Below are 25,701 nucleotides of genomic sequence, written 5' to 3'. Positions count from 1 at the left end.
CCCCCAGCCCGGCCCGAGTTCCCGCCATGATCGCCTTCATTCTGCGCCGCCTTGCCGTCGCCATTCCGACGCTGCTCTTGCTGATCGTCGTCTCGTTTCTTCTGATGCATGCCGCCCCCGGCGGACCCTTTACCCAGGAACGCGCCCTGCCGCCGCAGGTGCTGGCCAACCTGAACGCGAAATACGGCCTCGACCTGCCGCTGTGGCAGCAGATCGCCCGCTATGTCTGGGGGATCGTGGCGCATTTCGATTTCGGCCCCAGTTTCGTCTATCCCGACCGCACGGTGAACCAGATCATCGCCGCCGGTTTTCCGGTGACGCTGACCTATGGCGGCATCGCCTTTGTCATCGCGGTTGCGGTGGGCGTATCCCTGGGCGTCGCCGCGGCGATCCGGCACAACACCGGGATCGACTATCTGGCCATCGGCGTCTCGATCGGGGCGCAGGTGCTGCCGAATTTCGTCATGGCGCCGATCCTGGTGCTGATTTTCACCCTGTGGCTGGGCTGGCTGCCGGGCGGAGGCTGGGGCGGGCCGATCTACTGGATCATGCCGGTGGTGGCGCTCTCGACGCATTTCATGGCCTCGATCGCGCGCATCACCCGGTCCTCGATGCTGGAGGTGCTGGGCTCGAACCATATCCGCACCGCCCGTGCCAAGGGCCTGCCGGAACGCGCGGTGATCCTGCGCCATGCGCTGAAACCCGCGATGCTGCCGGTAATCAGCTATCTGGGCCCGGCTTTTGTCACCATGATCACCGGCTCGGTGGTGGTGGACATGTATTTCTCGACCGGCGGCATCGGCCGCAGTTTCGTCGATTCGGCGCTGAACCGCGACTATGCGGTGATGATGGGCATCACCATTCTGGTCGGCGCGCTGACCATCCTGTTCAACCTTGTCGTCGATGTGCTTTACGCATGGATCGACCCCAAGATCAGGTATTGACCGATGATCGACAGTCAACAGATGCAGTCGCTGGCCGCGCGCCTCGCCGCCCCCGAGGTCAGGGGCCGCAGCCCCTGGGCCGACGCCCGCCGCCGCTTTCGCCGCAACAAGGCCGCCATGGTCGGGCTGGTGGTCCTGGTGCTGGTCGGGCTGTTTGCCATCTTCGGCAACCAGATCGCCGTCTGGTCGAACGAGGAGATGGATTTTTCCGTCATGGGACAGGCGGCGCAGCTGGGCGCGCCCAACTGGGCGAACGGGCATTATTTCGGCACCGACGATCTGGGGCGCGACCTGTTTTCGCGCACCGTGCAGGGCACGCAGGTCAGCCTTGCCGTCGGGCTGATCGGCGCCGCCATCGCCGTCATCGTGGGCACGCTTTACGGCGCCACCTCGGGCTATGTCGGCGGGCGCACGGACGCGCTGATGATGCGCGCCGTGGATATCCTGATGTCCATTCCCTACATGTTCGTGCTGATCCTTCTGCTGGTCATGTTCGGGCGATCCATGTCGATGCTGTTTCTGGGCATCGGGCTGATTTCCTGGCTGGACATGTCGCGCATCGTGCGCGGCCAGACGCTAAGCCTGAAACATCGCGAATTCATCGAGGCCGCGCGCGCGACCGGCGTTCCGGCCTGGCGCATCGTGCTGCGCCATATCGTGCCGAACCTGCTGGGCGTGGTCGCCGTCTATGCCACGCTTCTGGTGCCGCTGATGATCCTGTCGGAAAGCTTCATCAGTTTCCTGGGCCTTGGCGTGCAGGAGCCGCTGACCTCATGGGGGGCGCTGATCTCCGAGGGCGCGGGCACGATGAACTATGGCACCTTGTGGCAGCTGGCCTTTCCGCTGTTCTTCTTCTGCATCACGCTGTTTGCCTTCTTCTTTGTCGGAGACGGCCTGCGCGATGCCCTTGACCCCAAGGACCGCTGACATGGCCCTGCTTTCCATCCGCGACCTGAACGTGCGCTTTGCCACCACCGACGGCGAGGTGGCGGCGGTGAACGGCATCAGCCTTGATCTCGACCGCGGCGAGACCCTGGGCATCGTCGGGGAATCCGGCTCGGGCAAGTCGCAGCTGGCCTTTGCGATCATGGGGCTGCTGGCCAGGAACGGCCGCGCCACGGGCTCGGTCCGCTTCGAGGACACCGAGATCCTGAATGCGCCGCCGGCGGTGCTGAACCGCATCCGCGCCCGGCGCATCTCCATGGTGTTTCAGGACCCGATGACCAGCCTGAACCCCTATATGCGCGTCTCGGACCAGATGGCAGAGGTCCTGATGCTGCACAAGGACATGGGCAAATCTGATGCCGTGACCGAGGCGGCGCGCATGCTGGACGCGGTGAAGATCCCCGACGCGCGCGGCCGCATCCGGCTTTACCCGCACGAATTTTCCGGCGGCATGCGCCAGCGGGTGATGATCGCCATGGCGCTGCTCTGCCGCCCGGCACTGCTGATCGCCGATGAGCCGACGACGGCGCTGGACGTGACCGTGCAGGCGCAGATCATGGAACTGCTGGCCGGGCTGCGCCGCGAATTCGGCATGGCGCTGGTGCTGATCACCCATGACCTTGGCGTGGTCGCCGGGTCATGCGAACGCGTCATGGTCATGTATGGCGGCCGGGTGATGGAGCGCGCGCCGGTCGATCCGATCTTTGCCGACCCGGCGCATCCCTATACAAGCGGCTTGCTGGCGGCGATCCCGCGCGTCGATCACGGCGACGATCCCCTTTCGGCGATTCCCGGCAGCCCGCCCAACATGACCAACCCGCCGCCCGGCTGCCCCTTTGCCCCGCGCTGCGCCTATGTCATGCCCGCCTGCGAGGTGATGCCGCCGCTGCTGGGCTTTGCCCCCGGGCGCGAGCGCGCCTGCCACGCCAGCCTTGACGCGCTGCGCGCCCCACCCGCACATGAGGTCGCACATGCCTGAGCCGCTGCTTTCGGTGCGCGATCTGCGCGTCAGCTTTCCCATCCCCGCCCCCGGCGCCCTGCCCTGGACGCCGCCGCGCCAGCTTCAGGCGGTGGGCGGGGTCGATTTCGACCTGATGCCGGGCGAGACCCTGGGCATCGTCGGCGAATCCGGCTCGGGCAAGTCCACCCTGGCGCGGGCGCTGATCGGGCTGGTGCCGGCCACCGGCCGTGCCATCTGGCAGGACGGCAATAATCTGGTCGGGCTTTCGCCGCGGCGGATGCTGAAATACCGCAGCCAGATCCAGATGGTGTTCCAGGACCCGCTGGCCAGCCTCAACCCGCGCATGACCGTGGGCCAGATCATCGCCGAGCCGCTGACCACGCATCACAAGGGCCTCAGCCGCGACGAGGTGAAATCCCGCGTCAAGGACATGATGGACCGCGTGGGCCTGCTTCCGAACCAGATCAACCGCTATCCGCATGAATTCTCGGGCGGGCAATGCCAGCGCATCGGCATCGCCCGGGCGCTGATCGTGGCGCCGAAACTGGTGATCTGCGACGAGCCGGTTTCGGCGCTGGACGTGTCGATCCAGGCGCAGGTGATCAACCTGCTGGCCGAGTTGCAGCGCGACCTGGGCCTGGCGCTGATCTTCATCGCTCATGACCTGTCGGTGGTGAAGCATATCAGCGACCGCGTGCTGGTGATGTATCTGGGCCGGGTGATGGAACTGGCGGCGGCAGAGGCGCTTTACGCCGGGCCGCAGCACCCCTATACCCAGGCGCTGCTCTCGGCGGTGCCGATCCCCGACCCGCAGCTGGAACGCCAGAAGCGCATCATTCCGCTGGGGGGCGAGCTGCCCTCGCCGATGAACCCGCCCTCGGGCTGCGTCTTTCGCACCCGCTGCCCGCGCGCCCAGGCGCTGTGCGCCAGCGAGGTGCCCGCGCTGACGGGCGGCGCGCATCTGACCGCCTGCCATTTCCCCGGGCCGCTGACCGCGGCGGAACTGGCGGCCTGCGCCTGAATGGAAGAAGGGCCGCCCTTTCAGGCGGCCCCCAGAAGCCGGGCCAGTTCGGCCCTGAGCTCGGCCAGTTCAAAGGGCTTGGCGATGAAACCATCCGCCCCCAGCGCCAGCCCCTTGCGCTTTTCGACCACCGAACCGCGCGCCGTCATCATCAGCACCCGCACATCGCGCAGGCCCGGATCGGCGCGCATGCCCTCGACGATCTCATAGCCCGAGATGTCGGGCAGCATGATGTCGAGCAGCACCAGGTCGGGACGCTCGCTGCGGATCCGCTCGAGCGCGCCCCTGCCGCTGGCCAGCCTGTGGTGGCTGTGGCCGGCGCGCGACAGCAGGAACTCCAGCACGGTGGCGATATTGTCCTCGTCCTCGACGATCAGGATGCGAGCCATGGGTTCAGCCCCCGCCTTGCCGGATGACGGCCCGCCCATGACAGGCGGGCCGATGCGGTCAGTGTGCCGAGGCTTCGGCCGCACCGATCCCGGTTTCCGAGCGCACCTGCTGGGCCAGATAGCCCGCGCGGTCCTTGCGCGCCCGTTCGCTGTTGTCCATCTTCGACACCAGCCAGATGCCGAGGAAGGCCAGCGGCATCGAGAACAGCGCCGGCGAGGTGAACGGGAAGGGCGAGGAACCTTCGGGATTGCCCAGCGTCGCTTCCCAGACCGAGGGCGAGAGCACCGTCAGGATCACCGAGGACGCAAGGCCCAGGAAACCGCCGACGACCGCGCCCTTGGTGGTGCAGTCCTTCCACAGCACCGACATGAACAGCACCGGGAAGTTCGCCGAAGCCGCCACCGCGAAGGCCAGCGAGACCATGAAGGCGATGTTCTGCTTTTCAAAGGCGATGCCAAGGATCACCGCAAGGATGCCCAGAGCGATGGTGGTGATGCGCGAGACGCGCAGCTCGCTGCCCGGAGGCGGGTTGCCGTTCTTGATCACCGTCGAGTAGAGGTCATGGCTGACCGCCGAGGCGCCCGAGAGCGTCAGGCCGGCAACCACCGCCAGGATGGTGGCGAAGGCCACGGCCGAGATGAAGCCGAGGAAGATGTTGCCACCCACGGCGCTGGCCAGATGCACGGCGGCCATGTTGACGCCGCCCACCAGCTTGCCTTCGGCATCGAGGAAGCTCGAGTCGGTCAGCACCAGCGTGATGGCGCCAAAGCCGATGATGAAGGTCAACAGGTAGAAATAGCCGATCCAGGTGGTCGCCCACATCACCGACTTGCGCGCTTCCTTGGCCGAAGGCACGGTGAAGAAGCGCATCAGGATATGCGGCAGACCGGCGGTGCCGAACATCAGCGCCATACCGAAGCTGATGGCCGAGATCGGATCCTTGATGAACTTGCCCGGACCCATGATCGACTGACCGGCCGCGGCAGCATCCTCGGCGCTGGCGCCGCCTGCCGTGGCGATCTCGGCCTTGACGCGGACGGCATCGGCAAACATGCGCTCGGGCGAGAAGCCGTATTTCCACATCACCATGAAGGCCATGAAGCTGGCGCCGCCCAGCAGCAGGCAGGCCTTGATGATCTGCACCCAGGTGGTGGCGGTCATGCCGCCGAACAGGACATAGACCATCATCAGGATGCCGACGATCACCACGGCGATCCAGTAGTCCAGACCGAACAGCAACTGGATCAGCGCGCCGGCGCCGACCATCTGCGCGATCAGGTAGAAGGCCACGACGACCAGCGTGCCCGAGGCGGCGAAGATGCGCACCGGGGTCTGGGCAAAGCGGAACGCGGCCACATCGGCAAAGGTGAACTTGCCCAGGTTGCGCAGCCGCTCGGCCATCAGGAAGGTCAGGATCGGCCAGCCGACCAGGAAGCCGATCGAATAGATCAACCCGTCATAGCCGTTCGACATCACCGCCGCCGAAATCCCCAGGAACGAGGCCGCCGACATGTAGTCCCCGGCGATCGCCAGGCCGTTCTGAAAGCCGGTAATGCCACCGCCGGCGGTATAGAAATCCGCCGCCGACTTGGTCTGGGCCGCGGCCCATTTGGTGATGAACAGCGTCATCACCACGAAGGCGGCGAACATGATGATCGCGGTCCAGTTGGTCGCCTGCTTTTCGGCGCCCTGGATGGCCTCGGCGGCCATCGCCAGGCCCGGCAGGGCCATCAGCCCGGCCGCAAGGCCAGCGGGCAGAATCTTGCGGCTCATTTCAGGGCCTCCTGCTTGATCTTCTCGTTCAGCGCGTCGAATTCGCTATTGGCGCGCCGCACATAGACACCAGTGATGAGAATGGTGAAGATGATGACGCCAAAGCCGATCGGAATGCCCAGCGTCGTCACGCCGTCACCCAGGCGCGTCGCCAGCAGTTCCTTGTCGAAGGCGATCATGATGATGTAGCCGTAATAGACGACCAGCATCAGGATGGTCAGGATCCAGCCGAAACGGGACCTCTTGCTTCTGAGTTCTTGATAATTCGGATCTGCGGCGATCCGGTCCACCAATGATTTTTCCATTGGGTCAGGCTCCTCCTCTGTCATCTGGGGGCTGTCCCACCCGGCTCCTCGACGTTGCGGCGGGACAGCATCTCTGTCGGGTCACGGCCCCGGGCCGGCGACGGGTGCCAAGCCGGGGCCGGCCCGCGGGCGAAGGCAGCGCCCGCGGTCGGCTTCAGGGCGGGGGCGGCGGGCGCCGCCCGGCCGGGTCTCAGCTGCGGTTCATGCGGTTGGCGATCAGCTCGTCCACGACACTGGGATCGGCCAGGGTCGAGATATCGCCCAGACTGCCGAAATCATCCTCGGCGATCTTGCGCAGGATACGGCGCATGATCTTGCCCGAGCGGGTCTTGGGCAGGCCCGGCGCCCATTGGATCAGGTCCGGCTTGGCGATCGGGCCGATCTCGGTGCGGACCCATTTCTCAAGCTCGGCGCGCAGCTCGTCCGTGGGCTCGACGCCGTTCATCAGCGTGACATAGGCGTAGATACCCTGCCCCTTCAGCGCATGCGGATAGCCGACGACGGCGGCCTCGGCCACCTTCACATGCGCGACCAGCGCCGATTCCACCTCGGCCGTGCCCATGCGGTGCCCCGAGACGTTGATCACGTCATCGACGCGGCCGGTGATCCAGTAATAGCCGTCCTCGTCGCGGCGGCAGCCGTCGCCGGTGAAGTAATAGCCCGGATACTGCTGGAAATAGGCCTCCATGAAGCGCTGGTGATCGCCCCAGAGGGTGCGCATCTGCCCCGGCCAGCTGTCGGCCACGCACAGCACGCCCTCGGCGGGGTTGCCGGCCTCGACCACGCCGCTGGTGGCATCAAGAACCACCGGCGCCACGCCGAAGAAGGGCAGCGTCGCCGAGCCGGGCTTCGCCTCGATGGCGCCGGGGATCGAGGTGATCATGTGGCCGCCAGTCTCGGTCTGCCACCAGGTGTCGACGATCGGGCAGCGGCCCTTGCCGACATGCTTGTTGTACCAGTTCCAGGCCTCGGGGTTGATCGGCTCGCCCACGGTGCCAAGGACGCGCAGGCTGCTCAGGTCGTGCTTCTCGACCCATTCCGGCCCCTGCGAGATCAGCGAGCGGATGGCGGTCGGCGCGGTATAGAACTGCGTCACCTTGTGCTTGGCGCAGGCCTCCCAGAAACGCCCGGCGTCGGGATAGGTCGGCACGCCCTCGAACATGATGGTGGTGGCGCCATTGGCCAGCGGGCCATAGACGATATAGCTGTGGCCGGTGACCCAGCCCACGTCGGCCGTGCACCAGAACACATCGCCGTCCTTGTAGTCGAAGACGTATTTATGCGTCATCGCCGCGAACAGCAGATAGCCGCCCGAGCTGTGCACCACGCCCTTCGGCTTGCCGGTCGAACCCGAGGTATAAAGGATGAACAGCGGATCCTCGGCCCCCATCGGACGCGGCGGGCATTCGGGGCTGACCTCTTCCATCATCTTCAGCACGTCCACGTCGCGGCCGTCGACCCAGGTGGTCTGGTCGCCGGTGTGCTTGACCACCAGGCAGCGCACCCGGTCGGAACAATGCAGAAGCGCCGCATCGGTGTTCGACTTCAGCGCCGTGCGGCGGCCACCGCGCGGGGCGGTGTCGGCGGTGATGACCAGCTTGGCGCCGGAATCGTTGATGCGGTTGGCCAGCGCGTCCGGCGAGAAGCCGGCGAAGACGATGGAATGGATGGCGCCGATACGCGCACAGGCCAGCATGGCATAGGCGGCCTCGGGGATCATCGGCAGATAGATCACCACCCGGTCGCCGCGCATCACGCCCTGCGACAGCAGCACGTTGGCAAAGCGGTTCACCTTCTCGGAGAGCTGGGCATAGGTGATGTGGCGGGCCGGGGTCTTGGGATCATCCGGCTCGAAGATGATCGCGGTCTGATCGGCGCGGGTGGCCAGATGGCGGTCGACACAGTTGACCGAGACGTTCAGCACCCCGTCCTCGAACCACTTGATCGACACCTTGCCCAGCGAGAAATCGGTGTTCTTCACCTTGGTATAGGGCACGATCCAGTCCAGCCGCTTGCCTTCGCGGCCCCAGAACCCGTCGGGGTCCGACAGCGATTCGGCATACATGCTCTGATAGCCGGCCGCGTCCAGAAGCGCGTCCTCGAACCCGGGCGGAATGGGGTGTTTCGCAACATTATCAACAGACATAACGCTTCTCCTCTGGTCGCGATCCGATGCCCCGCGATGCCCGCACCCTCCTCATGGTGCTGTGTCAGGCGCGCGGGGCTGACTGGGCGCAAGTTAATCCAAGTTTCTATTTCGCGCAAACCCTTTTCACACAACAAGAATTCTGTAAATTGATTGACGAACTTGCCGACAGATTTGTAAACAATTCACAAACCCGTCACCGGCCCGTTTCCCTTGCCGCCGTGGCAGGCAAACATCGCGCCATGCCCAGACAGACCATCCGCAACACCACCCGCGAGGCACCCGCCCTCGCCCGCAGGCCGCCGGCCGCGACCAGGCTTTCCGGCCCTTGCCACCGGACATGCTGAAACCCCGGCGGAGTGAACCGCCGGGGGTGATGCAAGGCCCAGGGGTGCGGGCTCAGTCGGGATTGTCCATCCTGACCCGCAGGCCGATCGAACCCTTGGTCGGCACGCCCCAGTTGATCGCGATCTGCTTGCGCGTGGTGCCCAGCTCCGTCTGCACCCAGGGCATCTCGCTGACGCGGCCATTGGCCGAGTTGGTCAGCTGACTGGTCGCCACCAGCGATTCCACCTTGCGCGCCCAGCCGTTGAAGGGCAGCGCGGCATTGATCGTCAGCAGCCAGCGGTTGCTGACCGTGGCCTGGCTGTGCGTCAGGTCCACCGGATTCGCGACATAGGTCAGCACGCCGTTGAACATGTTGCCCTGAAACTGGATGTTGCGCATGCGCCGATAGTCCAGATCGGCAAAGGTCGTGTCCACCCGGTCGATGCGGTTGATCTTGTTGTAAAGTGATTTGAACACATTGCCCATCACCGCCAGCCCGTGGATGAACTGCCCGGTGCCGTAGGGCTTCACCACCAGCCAGTTGAAGCCCAGCGTCGTGTTCGAGGTCAGGAAGGTGTTGCCGGTGACGGTCAGCCCGCCAAAGGAATATTCGTCGCCCTCGAAATTCGGCCGTGCGTCATGTTCGTTGGTCCATTCGATCGAGCAGTTGTCGATATAGTTCCCGGTCACCGTCGTCTGCGCATTGGTCTGGGTCAGGATCAGCCCGCCAAAACGTACGCCATTCTGGGCATTATCGCCCTGGAACCAGTGGTTGCCCTCGATCATGTGGCCGCCGCCGTTCATCACCGCGAAATGCGCGAATCGGATGAAACGGCTGTGGCGGATCTTGGCGTCGTTGTTGTTGACGTTCAGCGCGATGGTGGTGCGGTTCTGCGCCAGATCGCTCATCTCGTTCGACAGGAACTCGCAGCGGTCGATCAGCATCCCCTGGCAGGCGGATCCGATCGAGGTCACGCCGCGGTCCTTCGGCCGGGTGAAATAGCAGTCGCGAAAGCAGTTCATCGTGCCGGTCCGGGCCAGCATGACGCCGCTGGCATTGCCTTCCAGCAGGAACTCGATGTCGTCGAAATTGAACCGGCTCAGATGCTCCATGTCCGAAAAGTCGATGGCATAGCGATAGCGGATGAAATTGTAGCTGCGCGTCCCGGCCCCGCCATAAAGCGGCTGCGACAGCGTCAGCGTGCCGGCGGCGATGTTCTTGCCCAGGACATAGACCTCGCGCCCGACGCCACTGCCGCTCAGCCGCGAACCGATCTCGACATTGGCGACATTGGCGACCGCGCTCAGCACCAGCGGCTGGCTGGGGTTGTAGGTGCCGACCGAACTGACCATGGTGGTGTTCCAGGCCGGGCCGGGGGTGATGGCGATCTGGCCGTTGCTGATGACGCGGCGATTGGCAAAACTGGTCAGGCCCGGCGCCACGCCCGCCATGGTGATCGGCTCGGACAGGTGGACCATGCGCCCGCACAGATCCAGCACCGCATGGTCGGTATAGCCCAACAGCGCCTGCAGCGCCCGCTTCAGCCCTTCGGTCTCGCTGCCAAAGGCCGAGGCATAGGTCGGGAAATCGAAACGCCCGGTCAGCGCCAGCCGTGCCGCCCGCGGCATCTTCAGCGTGCCGACGAAACGCACCCGCGACGACAGGCTCAGGTCCGAACCGATGTAATAGTTCCCCTCGGGCACCAGCAACTCGTTGGCGCCGGCGGCCTGGTCGGCGGCAATGAAGGCGGCGCGGTCATCGACGATACCATTGCCCACGGCACCGAAATCGCGCACGTCCACCCAGTCCAGCATCCCCGGCAGGAAAGCCCCAGTGACATCCTCGATCACCATGTTCTCGATGCGGATGGCGCCATTGTTGTCGCCCAGCAGATCCAGGCCGAAATGACCGAAGGTGGCGCTGCGCCCCCAGGCCATGTCCACACCGTCGCGCCGGCCGCTGCCGACGATGGCCGAGACCTCGACCACCTCGTTATAGCCGCTCGGCGTGACGATGGGCCCGGTCTGGACCACGCCCGCGACATTGTCGCCCGCGGCATTGCCGGCAAAACCTGCGATGCGCAGCTGCGGCAGGTTGCCGCTGATCACCTTGACCCTGGCCGAGACGCGCAGATAGTTCCCGGGGTTCATCGGCGTGCGCCGCATGTGGCGGATCTGCGTCAGCGTCTGCTGCTTGAGGATCTCAAGGCAACTGCCAAAGTCCTGGTCTGCCGGCACGATGGCCGCATTCGCCGCACCCGCCCAGGTGGGCGAACCCGCCCGGCCATCCGTCTGCGACCAGAGATTCAGCCCCAGATGAAAGGCGCGCGGCATCAGCGACTGGTTCCCGATGATCGCAATGGCCATGCCAGTTCTCCTTGTTCCAGATCATGCAAGGCCATGGGCCCGCGGTCTGGAAGGAATGTGGCAATGGCGCGTTAACCGGTCGTTAACCATGCGCGCGCGGCAACGACGCCGCGCGCAACGGCCGGCCTCAGGCGGCGGGCTCGGCCAGCAGTTCGCCCGCCAGCGCGCGTCCGATCAGGGCGCGGGTCTCGGCAATGCCGTAAAGCGCGATGAAGCCGCCGAACCGCGGCCCCTGATCGGCGCCCAGCAGCACCTGGTAAAGCCCCTGGAACCAGTCTTTCATCGGCTCGAACCCGTGCTCGCGGCCAACGGCAAAGACCATGGTCTGCAGCGCCTCGGCATCCGCCGGCTGCTCCCATGCCGCCAGCCGCCCGGCCAGATCCTCCAGCGCGCGGCGCTCGATCTCGCTGGGCGCGCGGAACACCCGCGTCGGCGCCACGAAATCGTTGAAATAGCGCAGGGCGAATTCCGCCGCCTGATCCAGCGCCGGGTTTGCCTCGGGGCTGGCCTCGGGGGCATAGCGGCGGATAAAGCCCCACAACCCCGAGCGATCCTTGGCCCCGGCGACCGAGGCAAGGTTCAGCAGCATCTGGAACGGCACCACCATGTCCGATTGCGGCACCGCGCCACCATGGATGTGCCAGACCGGGTTCGCCAACTGCTGTTCCGGCGTCTGGTCGGGATAGGCGCGCAGCTGCTGGTGGTATTCGTCCACCGCCTTGGGGATGACATCGAAATACATGCGCTTGGCGGTTTTCGGCTTCTGGAACATGAAATAGCTCAGGCTCTCGGTCGCCGCATAGGTCAGCCACTCGTCGATCGACAGCCCGTTGCCCTTGGATTTGCTGATCTTCTGCCCGTCCTGGTCCAGAAACAGCTCATAGGTGAAATGCTCGGGCTTTCTGCCGCCGAGAATCTCGCAGATGCCGTCATAGATCGGCGTGTTCGTCGAGTGGTCCTTGCCATACATCTCGAAATCCACGTCCAGCGCCGCCCAGCGGGCGCCGAAATCGGGCTTCCATTGCAGCTTCACCTGGCCGCCGGTGACCGGCAGGGTCAGCTCCTGCCCGTCCTCGTCGTCGAAAGTGATGGTGCCGGTCTTCGCATCGACATGTTTCAGCGGCACATAAAGCACCTTGCCGGTCTTGGGGCTGATCGGCAGGAAGCAGGAATAGGTCTGCTGGCGCTCCTCGCGCAAGCTGGCCAGCATGAGCTTCATGATCGCGTCATAGCGTTCCGCGGCCAGCAGCAGCGTCGCATCGAACCGGCCCGACTTGTAGAACTCGGTGGCGCTGATGAACTCATACTCAAAGCCGAACGTGTCCAGAAAGCGGCGCAGCATGGCGTTGTTGTGATCGCCAAAGCTTGCGAATTCGCCGAACGGGTCGGGCACCGTGGTCAGCGGCTCTTGCAGATGTTCGCGCAGCATCTCCTGCTGGGGGACGTTCTCGGGCACCTTGCGCATGCCGTCCATGTCGTCGGAAAAGCAAAACAGCCGCGTCGGGATGTCGCTGATCATCTCGAAGGCGCGGCGGATCATCGTCGTGCGCGCCACCTCGCCGAAGGTGCCGATATGGGGCAGGCCCGAGGGACCATAGCCGGTCTCGAACAGCACATAGCCCTTTTCGGGATCCTTCTTCTCATAGCGTTTCAGCACGCGGCGGGCCTCCTCGAAGGGCCAGGCCTTGGATTTCATCGCGGCGTCACGCAGGGTGGTCATCTTGCTCTCCATCTTTCGTGGCTTTCCCCGTATTGAAAGCCGTCGCGATGGTCAATAATTTGCCCCTGCCGCAACGGAGATATGCCATGACCGACAACCTGCCCTCCTTCTCGCCCTGCGACGCGCTGGTCGCGGTGATGGTGGCGGTCTCGGCCTCGGACCAGAACCTGCGCACCGCGGAACTGGTCGCCATCGAGCGCGCGGTGAACCACACGCCGGTTTTCGCCAGCTATGACATCGACCGCATCCGCGCCGTGTCGCAGACCGTCATCACGCTCTTCGAGGAAGAGGACGGGCTGGACGCGCTCTTTGGCCTCGTGCGCGCGGCGCTGCCCGAAAAGATGTTCGACACCGCCTATCTGCTGGCTTGCGACGTGGCCGCCTCCGACGGCAAGCTGGGCGAGATCGAGGCCGAGATGCTGGCCGAGATCCGCGAGCAGCTGGAAATCCAGCGCCTGCACGCCGCCGCGATCGAACTGGCCGCCCGCGCCCGTCACCGGCTGCTCTGAACGCCCCCGGCCGCGGGTGCCAGCCAGCCCTCGATCAGCGCCTGCTGCAGCGCGCGGGCACGTTTCGTCCAGCCGATGACGCCCTCGGGCAGTTCCTCGCCCTCGCTGGCGGCGCGCCGCGCCTCGTCCGCGCTCAGGATCGCGAAGGCCAGCGGCGCCCCGCCGTCTGACGCCGCATAACCCGCCAGGTTCGAGACAAAGTTCAGCGTCCCGGTCTTGGCCCTGATCTCGACCTGGCCCTGCCTGACCCTGCCGCGGGCGTCGCGCAGCTCGATGGTCTTCATCAGCCCGGCCAGATCGCGCGCCTGTCCCGGCCCGGCCATTACCTGCGCCAGCATGCGCGCGCTGACCCGGCTTTCGGCCGAAAGCCCGGAGTGGTCGTGAAAGGCAAAGCCGCCGTCGATGCCCTGCCCGCGCAGCCACCCCGCCATGGCCGCGCCCGAGCCCGCCAGATCGCCGGCGCCGCTGGCGGCCAGCCCGATCGCCTCGGCAGTCAGATTGGTCGAATAATCCAGCATGTCCTGCACGATCCCGGCCAGCGGCGGGCTTTCCTCGCGCGCCAGCTCATGGCCCTCGGGCAGGATCTCGATCACCTCCGGCATTGGCAGCACCAGGCCACGCGCCCGACACAGGGTCTGGAACACGTCGCCGGCATAAAGCTCGGGCCGGCGCACCGGCAACCAGCGGCTGCCCGGCTTGCCCAGCGAACCGCGGGCGATGGTCCAGCTTTCCAGCTTGCCGCTGTCGTCGAAGGTGAACAGCGGCGCCCGGCGGTCGGCCGCCGCGATGCCGATGGTATAGGCGCGCGGCGACAGCTTGCGCCCGCGCGCCTGCAGCGACAGTTGCAGCCCCTTGCCGGTGCCCCGCCAGTCCAGATGCACGCGGTTGAAATTCAGCATCATGCCCGAGAGTGTCGGATTGTAGGGCAGATATTCGTCCTGCGCCGGGTCCAGCCGCGCGATGCGCGGCAGCGCGCCGCCCCAGACGGCAAAACTGGTGGGCACCTCGCCGCCGGCGGATTTTTCCGCCGTCACCGTGGCCGCCGCCAGCCGGTCCAGCGCATCGGTATCCAGCACCGGATCGCCGCCGCCCGCCAGCACCAGCATGTTGCCGGCGCGGATAACGCGGGTGGCGAAACGGTGCCCGGCGCCCAGCCGGTCCAGCGCATAAAGCGCCGTCACCGCTTTCAGGGTGCTGGCCGGCGGCAGGGGCAGGTCGGCCTGCCGCTCGGCCAGCAGCGCGCCGCTGGCCGGGTCGATGACGGCATAGGCGGTGCTGCCGCCCAGCCGCGCCTCGTCGATGCGCGCCGCGGTATCGACGCCACCCGCCGGTGCCGCCGCCAGCATGCGCGGCGCCATGGCGCCCAGCGCCAGCCCCGCCAGAAATCCGCGCCGCGAGAGTATGTTCATTCCGTCCCGTCCTTCTGCATCCGGGCGCGGATCGCGCTCGAACTCTGCCTGTTCAGCGGCACGTTGATCATCACCCATGCCGGAGGCCGCGCCATCGCCAGATCCCGCGCCCGCGCCTCGGGCAGGCGCGCCGCGGCCAGAATGCGCGCCGCGCGCGAGAAACGGGCCGCCATGCGCCAGCCCGGCCGGGCGATGACGCCGAGCGGCACCCGCGCGGCAATGTCCTGCCAGTTCTCCCAGCGGTCAAACTGCACCAGGTTGTCCGCGCCCATCAGCCAGACAAGGCGCACGCCGGGATACAGCTGCTGCAGGGCAGCGATGGTGTCGCAGGTCATGCGCGTGCCCAGCCTGGCCTCGATGCCGGTGACGATCACGCGCGGGTCGCGCAGGATCGCCCGCGCCGCGGCGATGCGGCGCACCAGAGGCGCCGGGCCATGCGGCTTCAGCGGATTGCCGGGACTGACCAGCCACCAGACACGGTCAAGGTCAAAGCGGCGCAGCGCCATCTCGGTGATATGGACATGACCCTCATGTGCCGGATCGAACGACCCGCCCAGCAGCCCGACCCGCAGGCCCGGCGGTGCATGTGGCAGGCCCGCGCGCATCAGAACAGCCCTTGAACCCGTCCGGCCGCATCCAGCCCGATGCGCAGCGCCGAGGGCTCGCGCGGCAGGCCGGGCATGGTCATGATGTCGCCGCAGATCGCCACGACAAACCCCGCCCCGGCCGCCAGCCGAACCTCGCGCACCGGGATCGAGAACCCCTCGGGCGCGCCCAGCACCGTGGGATCGGCGGTGAAGGAATATTGCGTCTTGGCGATGCAGACCGGCAGATGCCCGTGCCCGGCGGCCTGCCATTCCTGCAGCCGCTCCATGATATGGGGGGTGAACTCGACCTCGCCGGCGCGATAGATGCGCTTGCAGATGGTCTCGATCTTTTGCCACAGCGGCATGTCGTCGGGATAAAGCGGGGTGAAACCCGCGCCGGTCTCGCTCAGCGTGACCACGGCGCGGGCCAGATCCTCGGCGCCGGCGCCGCCCTCGGCCCAGTGCCGGCAGACTACCGCCTCGACGGCGTGGGCGCGGCAATAGTCCTGCAGCGCCGCGATCTCGGCCGCGGTGTCGCCGGTGAAATGGTTGATCGCCACCACCACCGGCAGGCCAAAGCCGCGCAGGTTCTCGATATGGCGGCCCAGGTTGACGCAGCCGGCGCGCAGCGCCGCGACATCCTCGGCCGCCAGCCCGGCGCGAGGGACGCCGCCGTTCATCTTCAGCGCCCGCACCGTGGCCACCAGCACCGCCGCATGCGGCTGCAGCCCGGCCAGACGGCATTTGATGTCGAGAAACTTCTCGGCCCCCAGATCGGCGCCGAATCCGGCCTCGGTCACCACGTAATCCGACAGCGCCAGCGCCGTGCGCGTGGCCATCACCGAATTGCAGCCATGCGCGATATTGGCAAAGGGCCCGCCATGCACCAGCGCCGGGTTGTTCTCCAGCGTCTGCACCAGGTTCGGCTGCAGCGCGTCGCGCAACAGCACCGTCATCGCCCCCTCGGCCCCCAGATCATGCGCCGTCACCGGCTGGCGGCCAAAGGTCTGGCCGATGACGATGCGGCCCAGCCGTTCCTGCAGGTCACCCAGGTCCGAGGCCAGGCACAGGATCGCCATGACCTCCGAGGCCACGGTGATGTCGAAGCCGCTTTCGCGCGGCACGCCGTTCGCCGGCCCGCCCAGCGCGAACACCGCCTGGCGCAGCGCGCGGTCGTTCATGTCCATGACCCGGCGCCAGGTCACCCGCCGCGGGTCGATCTGCAGCGCATTGCCCCAGTGGATGTGGTTGTCGATCATCGCCGAAAGCAGGTTGTGGGCGCTGGTCACCGCGTGGAAATCGCCGGTGAAATGCAGGTTCATCTCCTCCATCGGCACGATCTGGGCCATGCCGCCGCCGGCCGCCCCGCCCTTCATGCCGAAATTCGGCCCCAGCGAGGCCTCGCGGATGCAGACCGTGGCGCGCTGGCCGATGCGGTTCAGCGCATCGCCCAGGCCGACGGTAGTGGTGGTCTTGCCCTCGCCCGCCGGGGTCGGGTTGATGGCAGTGACCAGCACCAGCCGCCCATGTGCGCGCCCCGCCAGGCCGCGGATGCAATCATGCGAGATCTTGGCCTTGTCATGGCCATAGGGCAGGACATCGGCCTCGCCGAGGCCCAGGCGCGCGGCGATGCGGGCGATGGGCTGCTTGCTGGCCTCGCGGGCGATCTCGATATCCGATTTCATCACGACTCCTTGGTTATGCACTGGTCGGTCGAACGTGGCGGGCTGTCCCCGGGCAAGGCCGCGCTATAGCCCCAGCCTGGCGCGCAGGGGCGGCAGCCAGCCCTCGCGCCTCATCCAGACCGCGGCGATCGCCCAGAAGGTCGCGATCAGCCACAGGTCGATCGCCAGGCGCACGAAGATGCCCAGCGTACCGCCCGGCGCCGTCATGTCCAGCGCATCACCCCAGATCGACAGCATCACGCAGACGATGAAGGAAAACAGCCCGCCCCGGCCGATCTCGGCCAGCGCCCGGCCCGGCGCGGTGCCAGCCATCCAGGAAAACTGCCGCTCCAGCGGCACGGCGACCATCCAGCTGGCCGCGAGGATGGCGATCAGGCGCATGCCGTCCAGCGACCATTTGTCGATCGGACCGGTGATCTGGCGCAGGAACAGGCTGACCGGCTTGGCCGGGACGCCGATGCGCCAGCTGATCACCACCGCAAGGCTGAGCAGCAATATCCCGGCCGAGACCAGCGTCAGCAGCCGCCCGTGCCGGCGCAGCACCGGCATGATGCGGTCGCGAAACGCCCCCATCGCCACGCCAAGAAAGAACAGCAGCTGCCAGCCGAAGGGGTTGAACAGCAGCCCCGGCCCCGGCCGCTGGTTCGGGATCAGCGCGTTCAGCGGTTCGGCAAAGGCCCAGATCGCCAGCGACAGCGCCAGCGCCGGCAGCGGAAAGCGCAGCAGAAAGGGCACGGTCAGCGGCACGGTGACGATCAGCAGCACATATAGCGCCAGCACATCCAGCAGGTTCGGCTGCATCCACATCAGCGCCACCGTCGCCATATAGCCCAGCGGATGCTCAAAGACCCAGACCGCGTATTTGAACCAGACCGCGGTATGGTTCATCTGCAGCCGGAACAGCAGCGCCGAGAACAGCGCCAGCAGCACCGCGCCGACGACCAGCGCCAGCCAGACCTGCAGCGCGCGCTTGACAAAGCGCTTCTGTGCCGCAAAGCGCCCGTGCCGCTCCTCGACCTTGATCCAGACCATGCCGACCAGAAAACCCGAGAGCAGCACGAACAGTTCGGCCGCGTCGAAGACGGTGAAATTCGCCAGCGTCACATTGCGCAGCAGGCCGATGGGCATGTGGTCCAGCATGATGCAGACCAGCGCATAGCCGCGCAGCATGTCCAAAGCCGCGATGCGCTTCATTGCGGCAGCTTCGCGAACGCCTCGACCAGCGCCCGGTTCTCGAGCAGCGCCAGTTTCTCGGGCGCGGAGAGAAAGCCCAGCGCCTCGACCTGCGCGCCGGCATGGGCGATCTTGGCCTCGGCGGCGATGGCGTCCAGCCGCTCCGAGACGCGGCCCTGCGGCGCCTCGGGCAGCAGGCCCAGGATGCGCGTGCGCAGCGTCGCATCCCGGCCCAGTTCACGCAGCCCGCCCTCGGGCACATGCGCGGCGATGCGGAAATCCAGCGCATTGCCCGCGGTCAGCAGTTCGGGGACATTGCGCTCCTCGGGGGTGACCAGCAGGCCCTGGCGCCGCGCCCAGCGGCCGAACACCGGGCTGCCCGACCAGCGTGAGATCAGCGGCGACAGGATCAGCCCGGCCAGGATCGGCGAGAGCCAGATCAGCTGCCAGGGCGAGAGATAGGCCATGGCCACCAGCGTCGCGACCCCCGAGACGACATGGATCGCATGGCGGCGCAAGACCAGCGACCAGGGCGGCATCTGCCCGGCGCGCACCTGCGCCTCCCAGCCGGAATCGCGGCCGCGCAGGATCTCGATGATCTGCCGGGTCTGGATCAGCATCTGCACCGGCGCGATCAGCGCCGACAGCACGATCTCGAACAGCGCCGAAGCCAGCAGCCGCACATTCCCGCCCGAGTTCCGCGCCAGCGGCCGCAGCCAGGCGCGCAGGATGGCGATGAACTTGGGCAGCAGCAGAAAGGCCATGGCGGTGACGAACAGCCATAGCATGCGCACCGGATCGAAGGTCGGCCATTCCGGGAACAGCTGATAGGTCTGCGGGAAATAATCCGGCCGCGACAGCAGCACATTGGCCGAAAGCGCCAGGCCCACCAGGATCATCGCCAGCCAGATCGGCGACATCAGGAAACCGAGGATGCCGATGACGAAATGCACCCGGCTGATCCAGGCGAACCCGCGCGAGAAGATCAGCCGCGAATGCTGCAGGTTGCCCTGCGCCCAGCGGCGTTCGCGCACGGCCATGTCCAGCAGCGTCGGCGGGCTGCCCTCGAAGCTTTCGCGCAGGTCGTGGTCGAGGCGCACCTTCCAGCCGGCGCGGCGCATCAGCGCCGCCTCGACGAAATCATGGCTCAGCACATGGCCGCCGAAGGGCGGCTTGCCCGACAGTTCCGGCAGGCCGCAGCATTGCGCAAAGGCGCTGACCCGGATGATGGCGTTGTGGCCCCAGAAATTGCCGCTGTCGCCCGACCAGGCGGCCACGCCGCGGGCGATGGCCGGGCCATAGACGCGGCCGGCGAATTGCGTCAGCCGGGCAAAGATGGTCTGGCCGCCGACCAGCATCGGCATGGTCTGGATCAGGCCGATCTCGGGGTCGGCGTTCATCCGCGCCGAAAGCGCCCGGATCGTGCCGGCGCCCAGCAGACTGTCGGCGTCCAGTACCACCATCTGGTCATAGCGCCCGCCCCAGCGGCGCACGAATTCCCCGACATTGCCGGCCTTGCGCCCGCGATTGCCGCGCCGGCGGCGATACCAGACCGGCACCGGCGCAATCTCGCGCAGCCGGCTGATCGCCGCCATCTCGGCCAGGACGGCGCCCGGCTCGCGGCTGTCCGAAAGCACGAAGATCTCGGCCCGCCCGCCCAGGCCCACGCGGTAAAGGTCGCGCGCCAGCGCCGCCAGCAGGCCAGCGGTCGCGGCCGCGTCCTCGTGATAGACCGGCATGACCACGGCGATGCGCGCCGCGTTCGACCCCTCGGGCGTGCGCAGCCGGCGCGCGAACAGCCCCGAGATCATCGAGCAGAAGGAAAACCCGACCCAGGTGAAGGTGATGGCGAACAGCACCAGCAGCAGCATCTGCATCAGCGTCATCTGCGCGCCCAGCGCCCGCGCCATCTGCGTCCAGCCGATCCAGGCGATACCGGCGGCGCCGCCAAAGGCGACGATGCGCGCCAGGATCGTGCCGGGGGACGGAAAGCGCCAGTCCGGCCCCCGCGGCGGGCGGCCGCGGAAATCCTGCTCGGGCATGTCGAGCGGCGCCTCGGGCGGCACGGCCGGGCCACCCTCTTCGGGCAGCGCCAGCCCCTGCCAGGCCTCCTCGGCCGCCAGCGGCAGGGGATCTTGCAGACTGGCGTGCTGACTGGCCGGCGTGATGCCCGGCTGGCCCTGATCGGTCATCGCCGTCACTCGCGCGTCCAGCGTGCGATCCAGGTCTCGCTCAGCGGTCCCTCGGGTCCGTTCAGCACCGCCGAGAGATCGGCCAGCTTGGCGCCCTCGGGCAGGTATTCAAAGGCCAGCCGCATGCGCTGCTGTTCGGGCAGGCGCAGCAGATAGCTGTGCCCGATCCGCCCGGCCGAGGCGCGCAGCTGCGGCACCGGATCGTCCGAGCCGAACAGGCCAAGATCGAAATCGACGATGAAGGTGCGGGCATTGGCATTGTTGATCGCCTTGCCGGACATCGTCTCGATGACGCGCGAAATCGGCGCCGTATCAGGGATTTCCGCGGCAAATGTCAGAATATAGTTGAAGTCATAGCGTTCGCCCGCTGTCAGGACCTGCCCCGGCTGCCAGAAGGACACGATATTGTCGTTGAACTCGTTCTCGACCGGGATCTCGATCAGGGTGACGCTGCCCTTGCCCCAGCCGTCCTGCGGCGCGATCCAGGCCGAGGGACGGCGTTCATAGCGCGCCTCGGCATCCTTGTAGGATTCGAAATCGCGCGCGCGCTGCACCAGGCCAAAGCCCAGCGGATCCTTGTCCATGAAGGCCGAGACCTGCAGCGTGCTGTGCCCCGACAGCACCCGCCAAAGCCGCTGCTCGTCCCCGGTCAGCATCTGCAGCCCGTCGCTGTCATGCACCGCCGGGCGGTAGTCGTCGACGCGCGAACGGTCGGTCGGCCCGAACCAGTACATCGAGGTCAGCGGCGCCACGCCACAATTTTTCATGTCGCTGCGCGGGAACAGTGCCGCGCGGGTGTCGAATACCGTCTCGGCGCCCGGGGTGATGCGGAATTCGAAGGCGGCCGAGACTGATTTGCTGTCCAGAAGCGCATGCACCAGCACCGAGCGGTCCTGCTCGCCCGGCTTGTGGATCCAGAAGCCGCGGAACATCGGAAATTCCTCGCCCTCGGCGCTGCCGGTGCCGATGGCAAGGCCGCGCGCCGACAGGCCGTAAAGCGTGCCGCGCGCCACGGCGCGGAAATAGCTCGCGCCCTGGAACACCGCGAACTCGTCCATCACGTCGGGCCGGTTCAGCGGCGTGCGCAGGCGAAAACCCGACCAGCCCATGTTGCCCAGGGTCTCGTAATCGACGCCGTCGGGGAATTGCGCCGGATCGAAATCGAACATGTGCGGGTCGAACTTGACCGGAATGACCACGCCATCGTTGACCAGGCTGATGTCCACCGGTTCATGGAAGATGGCGCCGGGCGGCAGCAGGTCCAGGGCGAAATCGCGGCTGCCCACCCAGGGGTCGCGGTCGCGGCGAAAGCGGATGCCGCGATACTGGTCATAGGTCAGGTTGCCGAAACTGCCGATCAGCTCGGCATCGCGGTATTCGAAGGGTTTCGAGGCCATGTCGCGGGCGATTTCCGCCACATCCTCAAAGCCGAAGGGCTTGGGCGCCGCCACCTCGGCCGGCTCGGCCGCGGCCTTGGGCGTGGCGGTCGTCGGGCTTTCCTGCGCCAGCGCCGCCCCCAGCGAGGAGGCAAGCGTGCCGACGGCCGTCATGGCCGCACCGGCAGAGATGACAAATTCGCGACGATGCATCGGCCGACCCCTTCTGCGGGCAGAAACGCCCGGATTTTCCAAGCGGATTTCGCATTGACGCGCCGATCAGGCAAGCCTTTTTGCACCCGTTGGCAGGGTCTTGCCAAGAGTTGATCGCATTTGCGCAGCAAAACGGCGGCGCGGGTGTTGCTCCCGCGCCGCCGCCATGCCGGCCCCGGGGTCAGCGGTTGATTTCGCGCGTCACCTGCGCCTGGGCGTTCAACTCCAGCTTCACCGGCTCGCCCTCGGGGTTGACGGCCAGCGCCACGATGCGCGCGCCCTCGCGGGTGATGCCGCCGATCTGGTCATAGCCCGCGCCGGCCAGCGCCTGGCGCACCTTGCGCTGGTCGGGCATCAGCGCGCCCTGCTGCTGCGGCGCCTTGCCGGCGCCGCCCGGGCCGCGGCGGTCGTGGCGTTCGCCGCCGCGCTTGCCGGGGCCCCAGTCGCGCCCGGGCCGCGCCCGGTCATGCTCGCCGCGGTCAAAGCGCACCAGCGTGCCATCGGGCGAGAATACCGCGCGCAGATGCTTCTTTTCGCCGTCCTGGCCGGCCACCATGATGCCGCGCTCGCCGGTAAAGACCGCGAACAGGCTCTCGATCTCGCCGAAGACGGCGTTCTCGCGCACAGACAGCGGCAGCAGCTTGTCGGTCAGCGCAAAGGGTAGCACACCATCCTTGCCGGCACGCAGCGCCCGCAGCTTGCCCTTGTCGTCGACCAGCGCGCCGATGCTGGTGCCGTCGGGCAGCTTGCCCTCGATGCGGGTGCCGCCATGATGGCCGGGCTTGCTGGTCACGTCGGTCAGCCCGGCCGACTGCAGTTCGGCCGGCAGGGTCACAGGCGCCGTGGCCGCGGGTGCGGTGGTGGTCGCCGGAGCCGTCTCTTGCGCCAGCGCCGGCCCGGCCAGCAGCGCCAGCATCGCGGTCATGGCAATCGAAGTCTTAAGCGTTCTGCTCATCCGAGGTTCCTCTGGTTTCATTGGTTCCGGGGCGTGGCTGCCCCTTGCGAATCACTTCTAGCGCAGGTCGCATCAACCAAAGCCGAACAGCCCGTTTGGTTTTCGTTTGGGTCTTGGGTATTACAGGGGCAAGATGATCCGCACCCTGACCCTTGCAGCCCTGACCTGCCTGGCCGCGACCCTTCCGGTCCGCGCCGACGACCACATCCATTCCGATCACGACGACCCCGCCGCGGAATGGTCGCCCGAGTTCCAGGACCTCGGCCAGCAGGATTTCCGCATCATCTCGCTGCACCGCGCCGCCGAGATTGTGCAGACGCGCTATCGTGGCCGGCTGGTGGCGGCGCGGCTGGTGGCGCCATTTCCCGAGGAACGCGCCCGCGGCGTGGTGCTGGTCCACGAATTGCGCCTGCTGACGCCGGCCCGCGACGTGCTGGTGATCCGGCTGGACGCGCGCAGCGGCGCATTCCTTGAAACCGCCGGCGCCGGCCTGACCGCGGCACGCCGGAGCGGAGGCCGCAAATGAGATGCCTGATCGTCGAGGACGACCCCACCCTTTCGGCGCAGCTTGCCCAGGCCCTGCAGGACGGCGGCTTTGCCTGCGACATCGCCGCTGACGGGCTGCAGGGCGAATTTCTCGGCGCGACCGAGACCTATGACCTCGCCATACTCGATCTTGGCCTGCCCGGCCTGCCGGGGATCGAGGTGCTGACGCGCTGGCGCGAATCCGGCGTGACCATGCCGGTGCTGATCCTGACCGCGCGCGGCGACTGGACCGACAAGGTGGTGGGCTTTCGCGCCGGGGCGGACGATTATGCGGTGAAACCCTTCCGCCTGGAGGAGGTGGTGATCCGCGCCCAGACGCTGGTGCGCCGCGCCGCCGGCCATGCGCAGGCGGTGATCAAGGCCGGGCCCCTGCGGCTGGACACGCAACTGGGCGTGATCAGCCGCAACGGCCTGGCGCTGAAGCTGACCGGATTCGAGACCCGGATCCTGTCCTATCTGATCCATCACCAGAACCGCATCGTCAGCCGCAGCGAACTGTCCGAACATCTCTACGACGCCGCCGCCGACCGCGACTTCAAGTCGATCGAGGTGGTCATCGGCCGGCTGCGCCGCAAGATCGGCGACGGTCTGATCGAGACCCGGCGTGGCGAGGGCTATGTGCTCAGATGCGCCGCCTGATCCTGCCCGGCGATTCCATCCGCCTGCGGCTGCTGGGCCTTGCCGCCGCCATGACCGGGATCGCGCTTTTGGCCGGCTATGTCGCCATTGCCGCCATCCTCGAGGATTTCATCAGCCAGCGCTTTGACGCCGAGACCGGCGCCGTGGCCGATGCGCTGATCGCCGGCGCCGAGATCGACGCCGACGGGCGTCTGACCGCCGGTCCCGCCCCGGCCGATCCGCGTTTCGAGATGCCGCTCTCGGGCTGGTTCTGGCAGCTTGCGCAGGATGGGCGCGTGGTGGCGAAATCGCCCTCGCTGTTTGACAATGTGCTGCACCCGCCGGATGCGGATTTCGAGGGCGGCCGCGGGCTTGGCCCCGGCGACGAGCCGCTGCGCGTCATGCACCAGCGCTTTACCCTGCCCGGCAGCGACTCCGTGCTGTCGGTGACCGTCACCGCCCCCAGCGCCGAGATCCAGGCCAGCATGGCGCGGCTGCGCCGGCCGCTGTCGATCTCGCTTGCCGTGCTGGGCCTGGCGCTGGCGGCGGCCAGCATCCTGCAGGTCACCGCGGGGCTGCGCAGCCTCGACCGGCTGGGCCGTGACATCCGCGACATCCGCGCCGGCCGCGCCGAGGCCCTGCCCCTGCCCGCCGTGGCCGAGTTGCGCCCCATCGCCGCCGAGATGAACGCCCTGCTGGAACAGAACCGCGCCGTGCTGGCGCGGGCGCGCGAACATGTGGGCAATCTGGCGCATTCGCTGAAGACGCCGCTGGCCGCGCTTGGCAATACCCTGCCCGGCGATCACCCCGGCCATGCGCTGATCGCGCGCATGGACCGCCAGATCGGCTGGCATCTGCGGCGCGCACGCAGCTCGGCCGCGCCGCGGCTGCTGGGCCAAAGCACCGCCGTGGCCGCAGTGGTCGAGGACATCCTGCTGGTGCTGCGCGGCCCGATCCGCGACAACGGGCTTGCCCTCCGGGTCGATGCCTCCCCCGGCCTGATGTTCGCCGGCGAACGCCAGGATCTCGAGGAAATGCTGGGCAACCTGCTGGAAAACGCGGTGAAATGGAGCTCGCGACAGGTGGACATCGCGGCGCGACGCGAAGGCGACGGGCAGTTGCGGATCGCCATCGAAGACGACGGCCCCGGCATGTCCGACGCGGATCGCGCCCTGGCGCTGACGCGCGGCGTGCGGCTGGACGAGGCCGGCCCGCCCGGCTCGGGTCTGGGCCTCGCGATCGCCGCCGATCTCTGCGCCCTGCACGGCGGCCGCCTGACGCTGGCGCGCGCGCGTCTCGGCGGCCTGCGCGCCGAACTGCACCTGCCCGCGACACCCCCCACCCCCTGAGCGGCCCGAGATTTCGCTTGCCCCTGCCCCCGCCTGCGCTTATCCCAAGGCGACTTCGCGCGACCCCTGCGCTTTTGCGGGACGGATCCCGAAACCGGAAGCGTGGCCGAGCGGTTTAAGGCTCTGGTCTTGAAAACCAGCGTGCGGGAAACCGCACCGTGGGTTCGAATCCCACCGCTTCCGCCACTTG

22 protein-coding genes and 1 tRNA gene are annotated in these 25,701 nt (G+C 67.2%); 10 read left to right on the top strand and 13 right to left on the bottom strand.

All coding sequences use genetic code 11. The annotated features are described in order from the left end of the window. Window positions 1–26: 26 nt before the first annotated feature. The 4 genes from oppB to WMK75_RS08655 are packed head-to-tail and all read left to right on the top strand — an operon-like array spanning window position 27 to window position 3,871. The gene (oppB, locus tag WMK75_RS08670; RefSeq protein WP_347267279.1) at window positions 27–944 is read left to right on the top strand and encodes an oligopeptide ABC transporter permease OppB; all 918 of its coding nucleotides are present in this window, start codon (window positions 27–29) and stop codon (window positions 942–944) included. A gap of 3 nt (window positions 945–947) precedes the next feature. After that, complete coding sequence (locus WMK75_RS08665; protein WP_347267278.1) at window positions 948–1,871, top strand: ABC transporter permease subunit; 924 nt, start codon at window positions 948–950, stop codon at window positions 1,869–1,871. Window position 1,872: 1 nt separating this feature from the next. Then, window positions 1,873–2,868: an oligopeptide/dipeptide ABC transporter ATP-binding protein gene (locus WMK75_RS08660; RefSeq protein WP_347267277.1), complete on the top strand. Its 996-nt coding sequence runs from the start codon at window positions 1,873–1,875 to the stop codon at window positions 2,866–2,868. After that, the gene (locus tag WMK75_RS08655; protein ID WP_347267276.1) at window positions 2,861–3,871 is read left to right on the top strand and encodes an oligopeptide/dipeptide ABC transporter ATP-binding protein; all 1,011 of its coding nucleotides are present in this window, start codon (window positions 2,861–2,863) and stop codon (window positions 3,869–3,871) included. Before WMK75_RS08660 ends, WMK75_RS08655 begins: the two co-directional genes overlap by 8 nt. 20 nt (window positions 3,872–3,891) lie before the next feature. On the opposite strand, the gene WMK75_RS08650 is transcribed toward WMK75_RS08655, so the two are convergent. From WMK75_RS08650 to acs, 4 genes are all read right to left on the bottom strand, one after another. Then, window positions 3,892–4,260, bottom strand: a complete 369-nt coding sequence (locus WMK75_RS08650; RefSeq protein ID WP_347267275.1) for a response regulator — start codon at window positions 4,258–4,260, stop codon at window positions 3,892–3,894. 58 nt (window positions 4,261–4,318) lie between these two features. Further along, on the bottom strand, window positions 4,319–5,992 hold the full coding sequence (locus WMK75_RS08645; RefSeq protein WP_347267313.1) for a cation acetate symporter: 1,674 nt from the start codon (window positions 5,990–5,992) through the stop codon (window positions 4,319–4,321). A gap of 38 nt (window positions 5,993–6,030) precedes the next feature. Further along, the gene (locus tag WMK75_RS08640) at window positions 6,031–6,339 is read right to left on the bottom strand and encodes a DUF485 domain-containing protein (RefSeq protein WP_347267274.1); all 309 of its coding nucleotides are present in this window, start codon (window positions 6,337–6,339) and stop codon (window positions 6,031–6,033) included. 190 nt (window positions 6,340–6,529) lie between these two features. Then, entirely contained in the window at window positions 6,530–8,485 is a 1,956-nt protein-coding gene (gene acs / locus WMK75_RS08635; RefSeq protein WP_347267273.1) for an acetate--CoA ligase, read from the bottom strand. Window positions 8,486–8,511: 26 nt separating this feature from the next. On the opposite strand from acs, the gene WMK75_RS08630 reads away from it, so the two are divergent. Further along, the gene (locus WMK75_RS08630) at window positions 8,512–8,832 is read left to right on the top strand and encodes a hypothetical protein (protein ID WP_347267272.1); all 321 of its coding nucleotides are present in this window, start codon (window positions 8,512–8,514) and stop codon (window positions 8,830–8,832) included. A 52-nt stretch (window positions 8,833–8,884) separates the two neighbouring features. On the opposite strand, the gene WMK75_RS08625 is transcribed toward WMK75_RS08630, so the two are convergent. Beyond that, complete coding sequence (locus WMK75_RS08625) at window positions 8,885–11,179, bottom strand: right-handed parallel beta-helix repeat-containing protein (protein WP_347267271.1); 2,295 nt, start codon at window positions 11,177–11,179, stop codon at window positions 8,885–8,887. 127 nt (window positions 11,180–11,306) lie between these two features. Then, window positions 11,307–12,899 (bottom strand): lysine--tRNA ligase, encoded by a 1,593-nt coding sequence (locus tag WMK75_RS08620; RefSeq protein WP_347267270.1) that lies wholly within the window; start codon window positions 12,897–12,899, stop codon window positions 11,307–11,309. A gap of 86 nt (window positions 12,900–12,985) precedes the next feature. Between WMK75_RS08620 and WMK75_RS08615 the strand changes: the two genes are divergently transcribed. Then, complete coding sequence (locus WMK75_RS08615; protein ID WP_347267269.1) at window positions 12,986–13,408, top strand: tellurite resistance TerB family protein; 423 nt, start codon at window positions 12,986–12,988, stop codon at window positions 13,406–13,408. On the opposite strand, the gene dacB is transcribed toward WMK75_RS08615, so the two are convergent. The 7 genes from dacB to WMK75_RS08580 all read right to left on the bottom strand — a co-directional run bounded on the left by dacB (window position 13,393) and on the right by WMK75_RS08580 (window position 22,998). Next, window positions 13,393–14,817, bottom strand: coding sequence for a D-alanyl-D-alanine carboxypeptidase/D-alanyl-D-alanine-endopeptidase (dacB, locus tag WMK75_RS08610; protein WP_347267268.1), 1,425 nt, complete (start codon window positions 14,815–14,817; stop codon window positions 13,393–13,395). The genes WMK75_RS08615 and dacB overlap by 16 nt on opposite strands. Next, window positions 14,814–15,422, bottom strand: coding sequence for a nicotinate-nucleotide adenylyltransferase (locus WMK75_RS08605; protein ID WP_347267267.1), 609 nt, complete (start codon window positions 15,420–15,422; stop codon window positions 14,814–14,816). The genes dacB and WMK75_RS08605 overlap by 4 nt, the downstream gene beginning before the upstream one ends. After that, window positions 15,422–17,089, bottom strand: a complete 1,668-nt coding sequence (locus WMK75_RS08600; protein ID WP_347267266.1) for a formate--tetrahydrofolate ligase — start codon at window positions 17,087–17,089, stop codon at window positions 15,422–15,424. The genes WMK75_RS08605 and WMK75_RS08600 overlap by 1 nt, the downstream gene beginning before the upstream one ends. A gap of 63 nt (window positions 17,090–17,152) precedes the next feature. Next, the gene (locus tag WMK75_RS08595; protein WP_347267265.1) at window positions 17,153–18,283 is read right to left on the bottom strand and encodes an OpgC domain-containing protein; all 1,131 of its coding nucleotides are present in this window, start codon (window positions 18,281–18,283) and stop codon (window positions 17,153–17,155) included. Then, entirely contained in the window at window positions 18,280–20,454 is a 2,175-nt protein-coding gene (gene mdoH / locus WMK75_RS08590) for a glucans biosynthesis glucosyltransferase MdoH (RefSeq protein ID WP_347267312.1), read from the bottom strand. The genes WMK75_RS08595 and mdoH overlap by 4 nt, the downstream gene beginning before the upstream one ends. A gap of 5 nt (window positions 20,455–20,459) precedes the next feature. Continuing rightward, window positions 20,460–22,043, bottom strand: a complete 1,584-nt coding sequence (locus WMK75_RS08585) for a glucan biosynthesis protein G (protein WP_347267264.1) — start codon at window positions 22,041–22,043, stop codon at window positions 20,460–20,462. A 181-nt stretch (window positions 22,044–22,224) separates the two neighbouring features. After that, window positions 22,225–22,998 (bottom strand): hypothetical protein, encoded by a 774-nt coding sequence (locus WMK75_RS08580; RefSeq protein WP_347267263.1) that lies wholly within the window; start codon window positions 22,996–22,998, stop codon window positions 22,225–22,227. Between the two features lie 133 nt (window positions 22,999–23,131). Here WMK75_RS08580 and WMK75_RS08575 point away from each other — a divergent pair, with 133 nt between their 5' ends. The 4 genes from WMK75_RS08575 to WMK75_RS08560 all read left to right on the top strand — a co-directional run bounded on the left by WMK75_RS08575 (window position 23,132) and on the right by WMK75_RS08560 (window position 25,697). Beyond that, the gene (locus WMK75_RS08575; protein WP_347267262.1) at window positions 23,132–23,524 is read left to right on the top strand and encodes a hypothetical protein; all 393 of its coding nucleotides are present in this window, start codon (window positions 23,132–23,134) and stop codon (window positions 23,522–23,524) included. Then, window positions 23,521–24,183: a response regulator transcription factor gene (locus tag WMK75_RS08570; protein ID WP_347267261.1), complete on the top strand. Its 663-nt coding sequence runs from the start codon at window positions 23,521–23,523 to the stop codon at window positions 24,181–24,183. The genes WMK75_RS08575 and WMK75_RS08570 overlap by 4 nt, the downstream gene beginning before the upstream one ends. Further along, window positions 24,171–25,511: an ATP-binding protein gene (locus tag WMK75_RS08565; protein WP_347267260.1), complete on the top strand. Its 1,341-nt coding sequence runs from the start codon at window positions 24,171–24,173 to the stop codon at window positions 25,509–25,511. The genes WMK75_RS08570 and WMK75_RS08565 overlap by 13 nt, the downstream gene beginning before the upstream one ends. Before the next feature lie 96 nt (window positions 25,512–25,607). Beyond that, window positions 25,608–25,697 (top strand) — tRNA-Ser (locus WMK75_RS08560). Window positions 25,698–25,701 lie beyond the last annotated feature (4 nt).

Source organism: Paracoccus sp. (in: a-proteobacteria), from assembly GCF_039808215.1.
In the GTDB taxonomy this organism is placed as follows: Bacteria; Pseudomonadota; Alphaproteobacteria; order Rhodobacterales; family Rhodobacteraceae; genus Paracoccus.
Note: the sequence above shows the minus strand (reverse complement) of the source record. Positions and strands in the feature narration are given on the sequence as shown.

Bases quoted from the DNA above. Each gene is read 5' to 3' on its own strand.
- oppB (WP_347267279.1), top strand. From the start codon at position 27: ATGATCGCCTTCATTCTGCGCCGCCTTGCCGTCGCCATTCCGACGCTG.
- WMK75_RS08665 (WP_347267278.1), top strand. From the start codon at position 948: ATGATCGACAGTCAACAGATGCAGTCGCTGGCCGCGCGCCTCGCCGCC.
- WMK75_RS08660 (WP_347267277.1), top strand. From the start codon at position 1,873: ATGGCCCTGCTTTCCATCCGCGACCTGAACGTGCGCTTTGCCACCACC.
- WMK75_RS08655 (WP_347267276.1), top strand. From the start codon at position 2,861: ATGCCTGAGCCGCTGCTTTCGGTGCGCGATCTGCGCGTCAGCTTTCCC.
- WMK75_RS08650 (WP_347267275.1), bottom strand. From the start codon at position 4,260: ATGGCTCGCATCCTGATCGTCGAGGACGAGGACAATATCGCCACCGTG.
- WMK75_RS08645 (WP_347267313.1), bottom strand. From the start codon at position 5,992: ATGGCCCTGCCGGGCCTGGCGATGGCCGCCGAGGCCATCCAGGGCGCC.
- WMK75_RS08640 (WP_347267274.1), bottom strand. From the start codon at position 6,339: ATGGAAAAATCATTGGTGGACCGGATCGCCGCAGATCCGAATTATCAA.
- acs (WP_347267273.1), bottom strand. From the start codon at position 8,485: ATGTCTGTTGATAATGTTGCGAAACACCCCATTCCGCCCGGGTTCGAG.
- WMK75_RS08630 (WP_347267272.1), top strand. From the start codon at position 8,512: ATGCCCCGCGATGCCCGCACCCTCCTCATGGTGCTGTGTCAGGCGCGC.
- WMK75_RS08625 (WP_347267271.1), bottom strand. From the start codon at position 11,179: ATGGCCATTGCGATCATCGGGAACCAGTCGCTGATGCCGCGCGCCTTT.
- WMK75_RS08620 (WP_347267270.1), bottom strand. From the start codon at position 12,899: ATGACCACCCTGCGTGACGCCGCGATGAAATCCAAGGCCTGGCCCTTC.
- WMK75_RS08615 (WP_347267269.1), top strand. From the start codon at position 12,986: ATGACCGACAACCTGCCCTCCTTCTCGCCCTGCGACGCGCTGGTCGCG.
- dacB (WP_347267268.1), bottom strand. From the start codon at position 14,817: ATGAACATACTCTCGCGGCGCGGATTTCTGGCGGGGCTGGCGCTGGGC.
- WMK75_RS08605 (WP_347267267.1), bottom strand. From the start codon at position 15,422: ATGCGCGCGGGCCTGCCACATGCACCGCCGGGCCTGCGGGTCGGGCTG.
- WMK75_RS08600 (WP_347267266.1), bottom strand. From the start codon at position 17,089: ATGAAATCGGATATCGAGATCGCCCGCGAGGCCAGCAAGCAGCCCATC.
- WMK75_RS08595 (WP_347267265.1), bottom strand. From the start codon at position 18,283: ATGAAGCGCATCGCGGCTTTGGACATGCTGCGCGGCTATGCGCTGGTC.
- mdoH (WP_347267312.1), bottom strand. From the start codon at position 20,454: ATGACCGATCAGGGCCAGCCGGGCATCACGCCGGCCAGTCAGCACGCC.
- WMK75_RS08585 (WP_347267264.1), bottom strand. From the start codon at position 22,043: ATGCATCGTCGCGAATTTGTCATCTCTGCCGGTGCGGCCATGACGGCC.
- WMK75_RS08580 (WP_347267263.1), bottom strand. From the start codon at position 22,998: ATGAGCAGAACGCTTAAGACTTCGATTGCCATGACCGCGATGCTGGCG.
- WMK75_RS08575 (WP_347267262.1), top strand. From the start codon at position 23,132: ATGATCCGCACCCTGACCCTTGCAGCCCTGACCTGCCTGGCCGCGACC.
- WMK75_RS08570 (WP_347267261.1), top strand. From the start codon at position 23,521: ATGAGATGCCTGATCGTCGAGGACGACCCCACCCTTTCGGCGCAGCTT.
- WMK75_RS08565 (WP_347267260.1), top strand. From the start codon at position 24,171: ATGCGCCGCCTGATCCTGCCCGGCGATTCCATCCGCCTGCGGCTGCTG.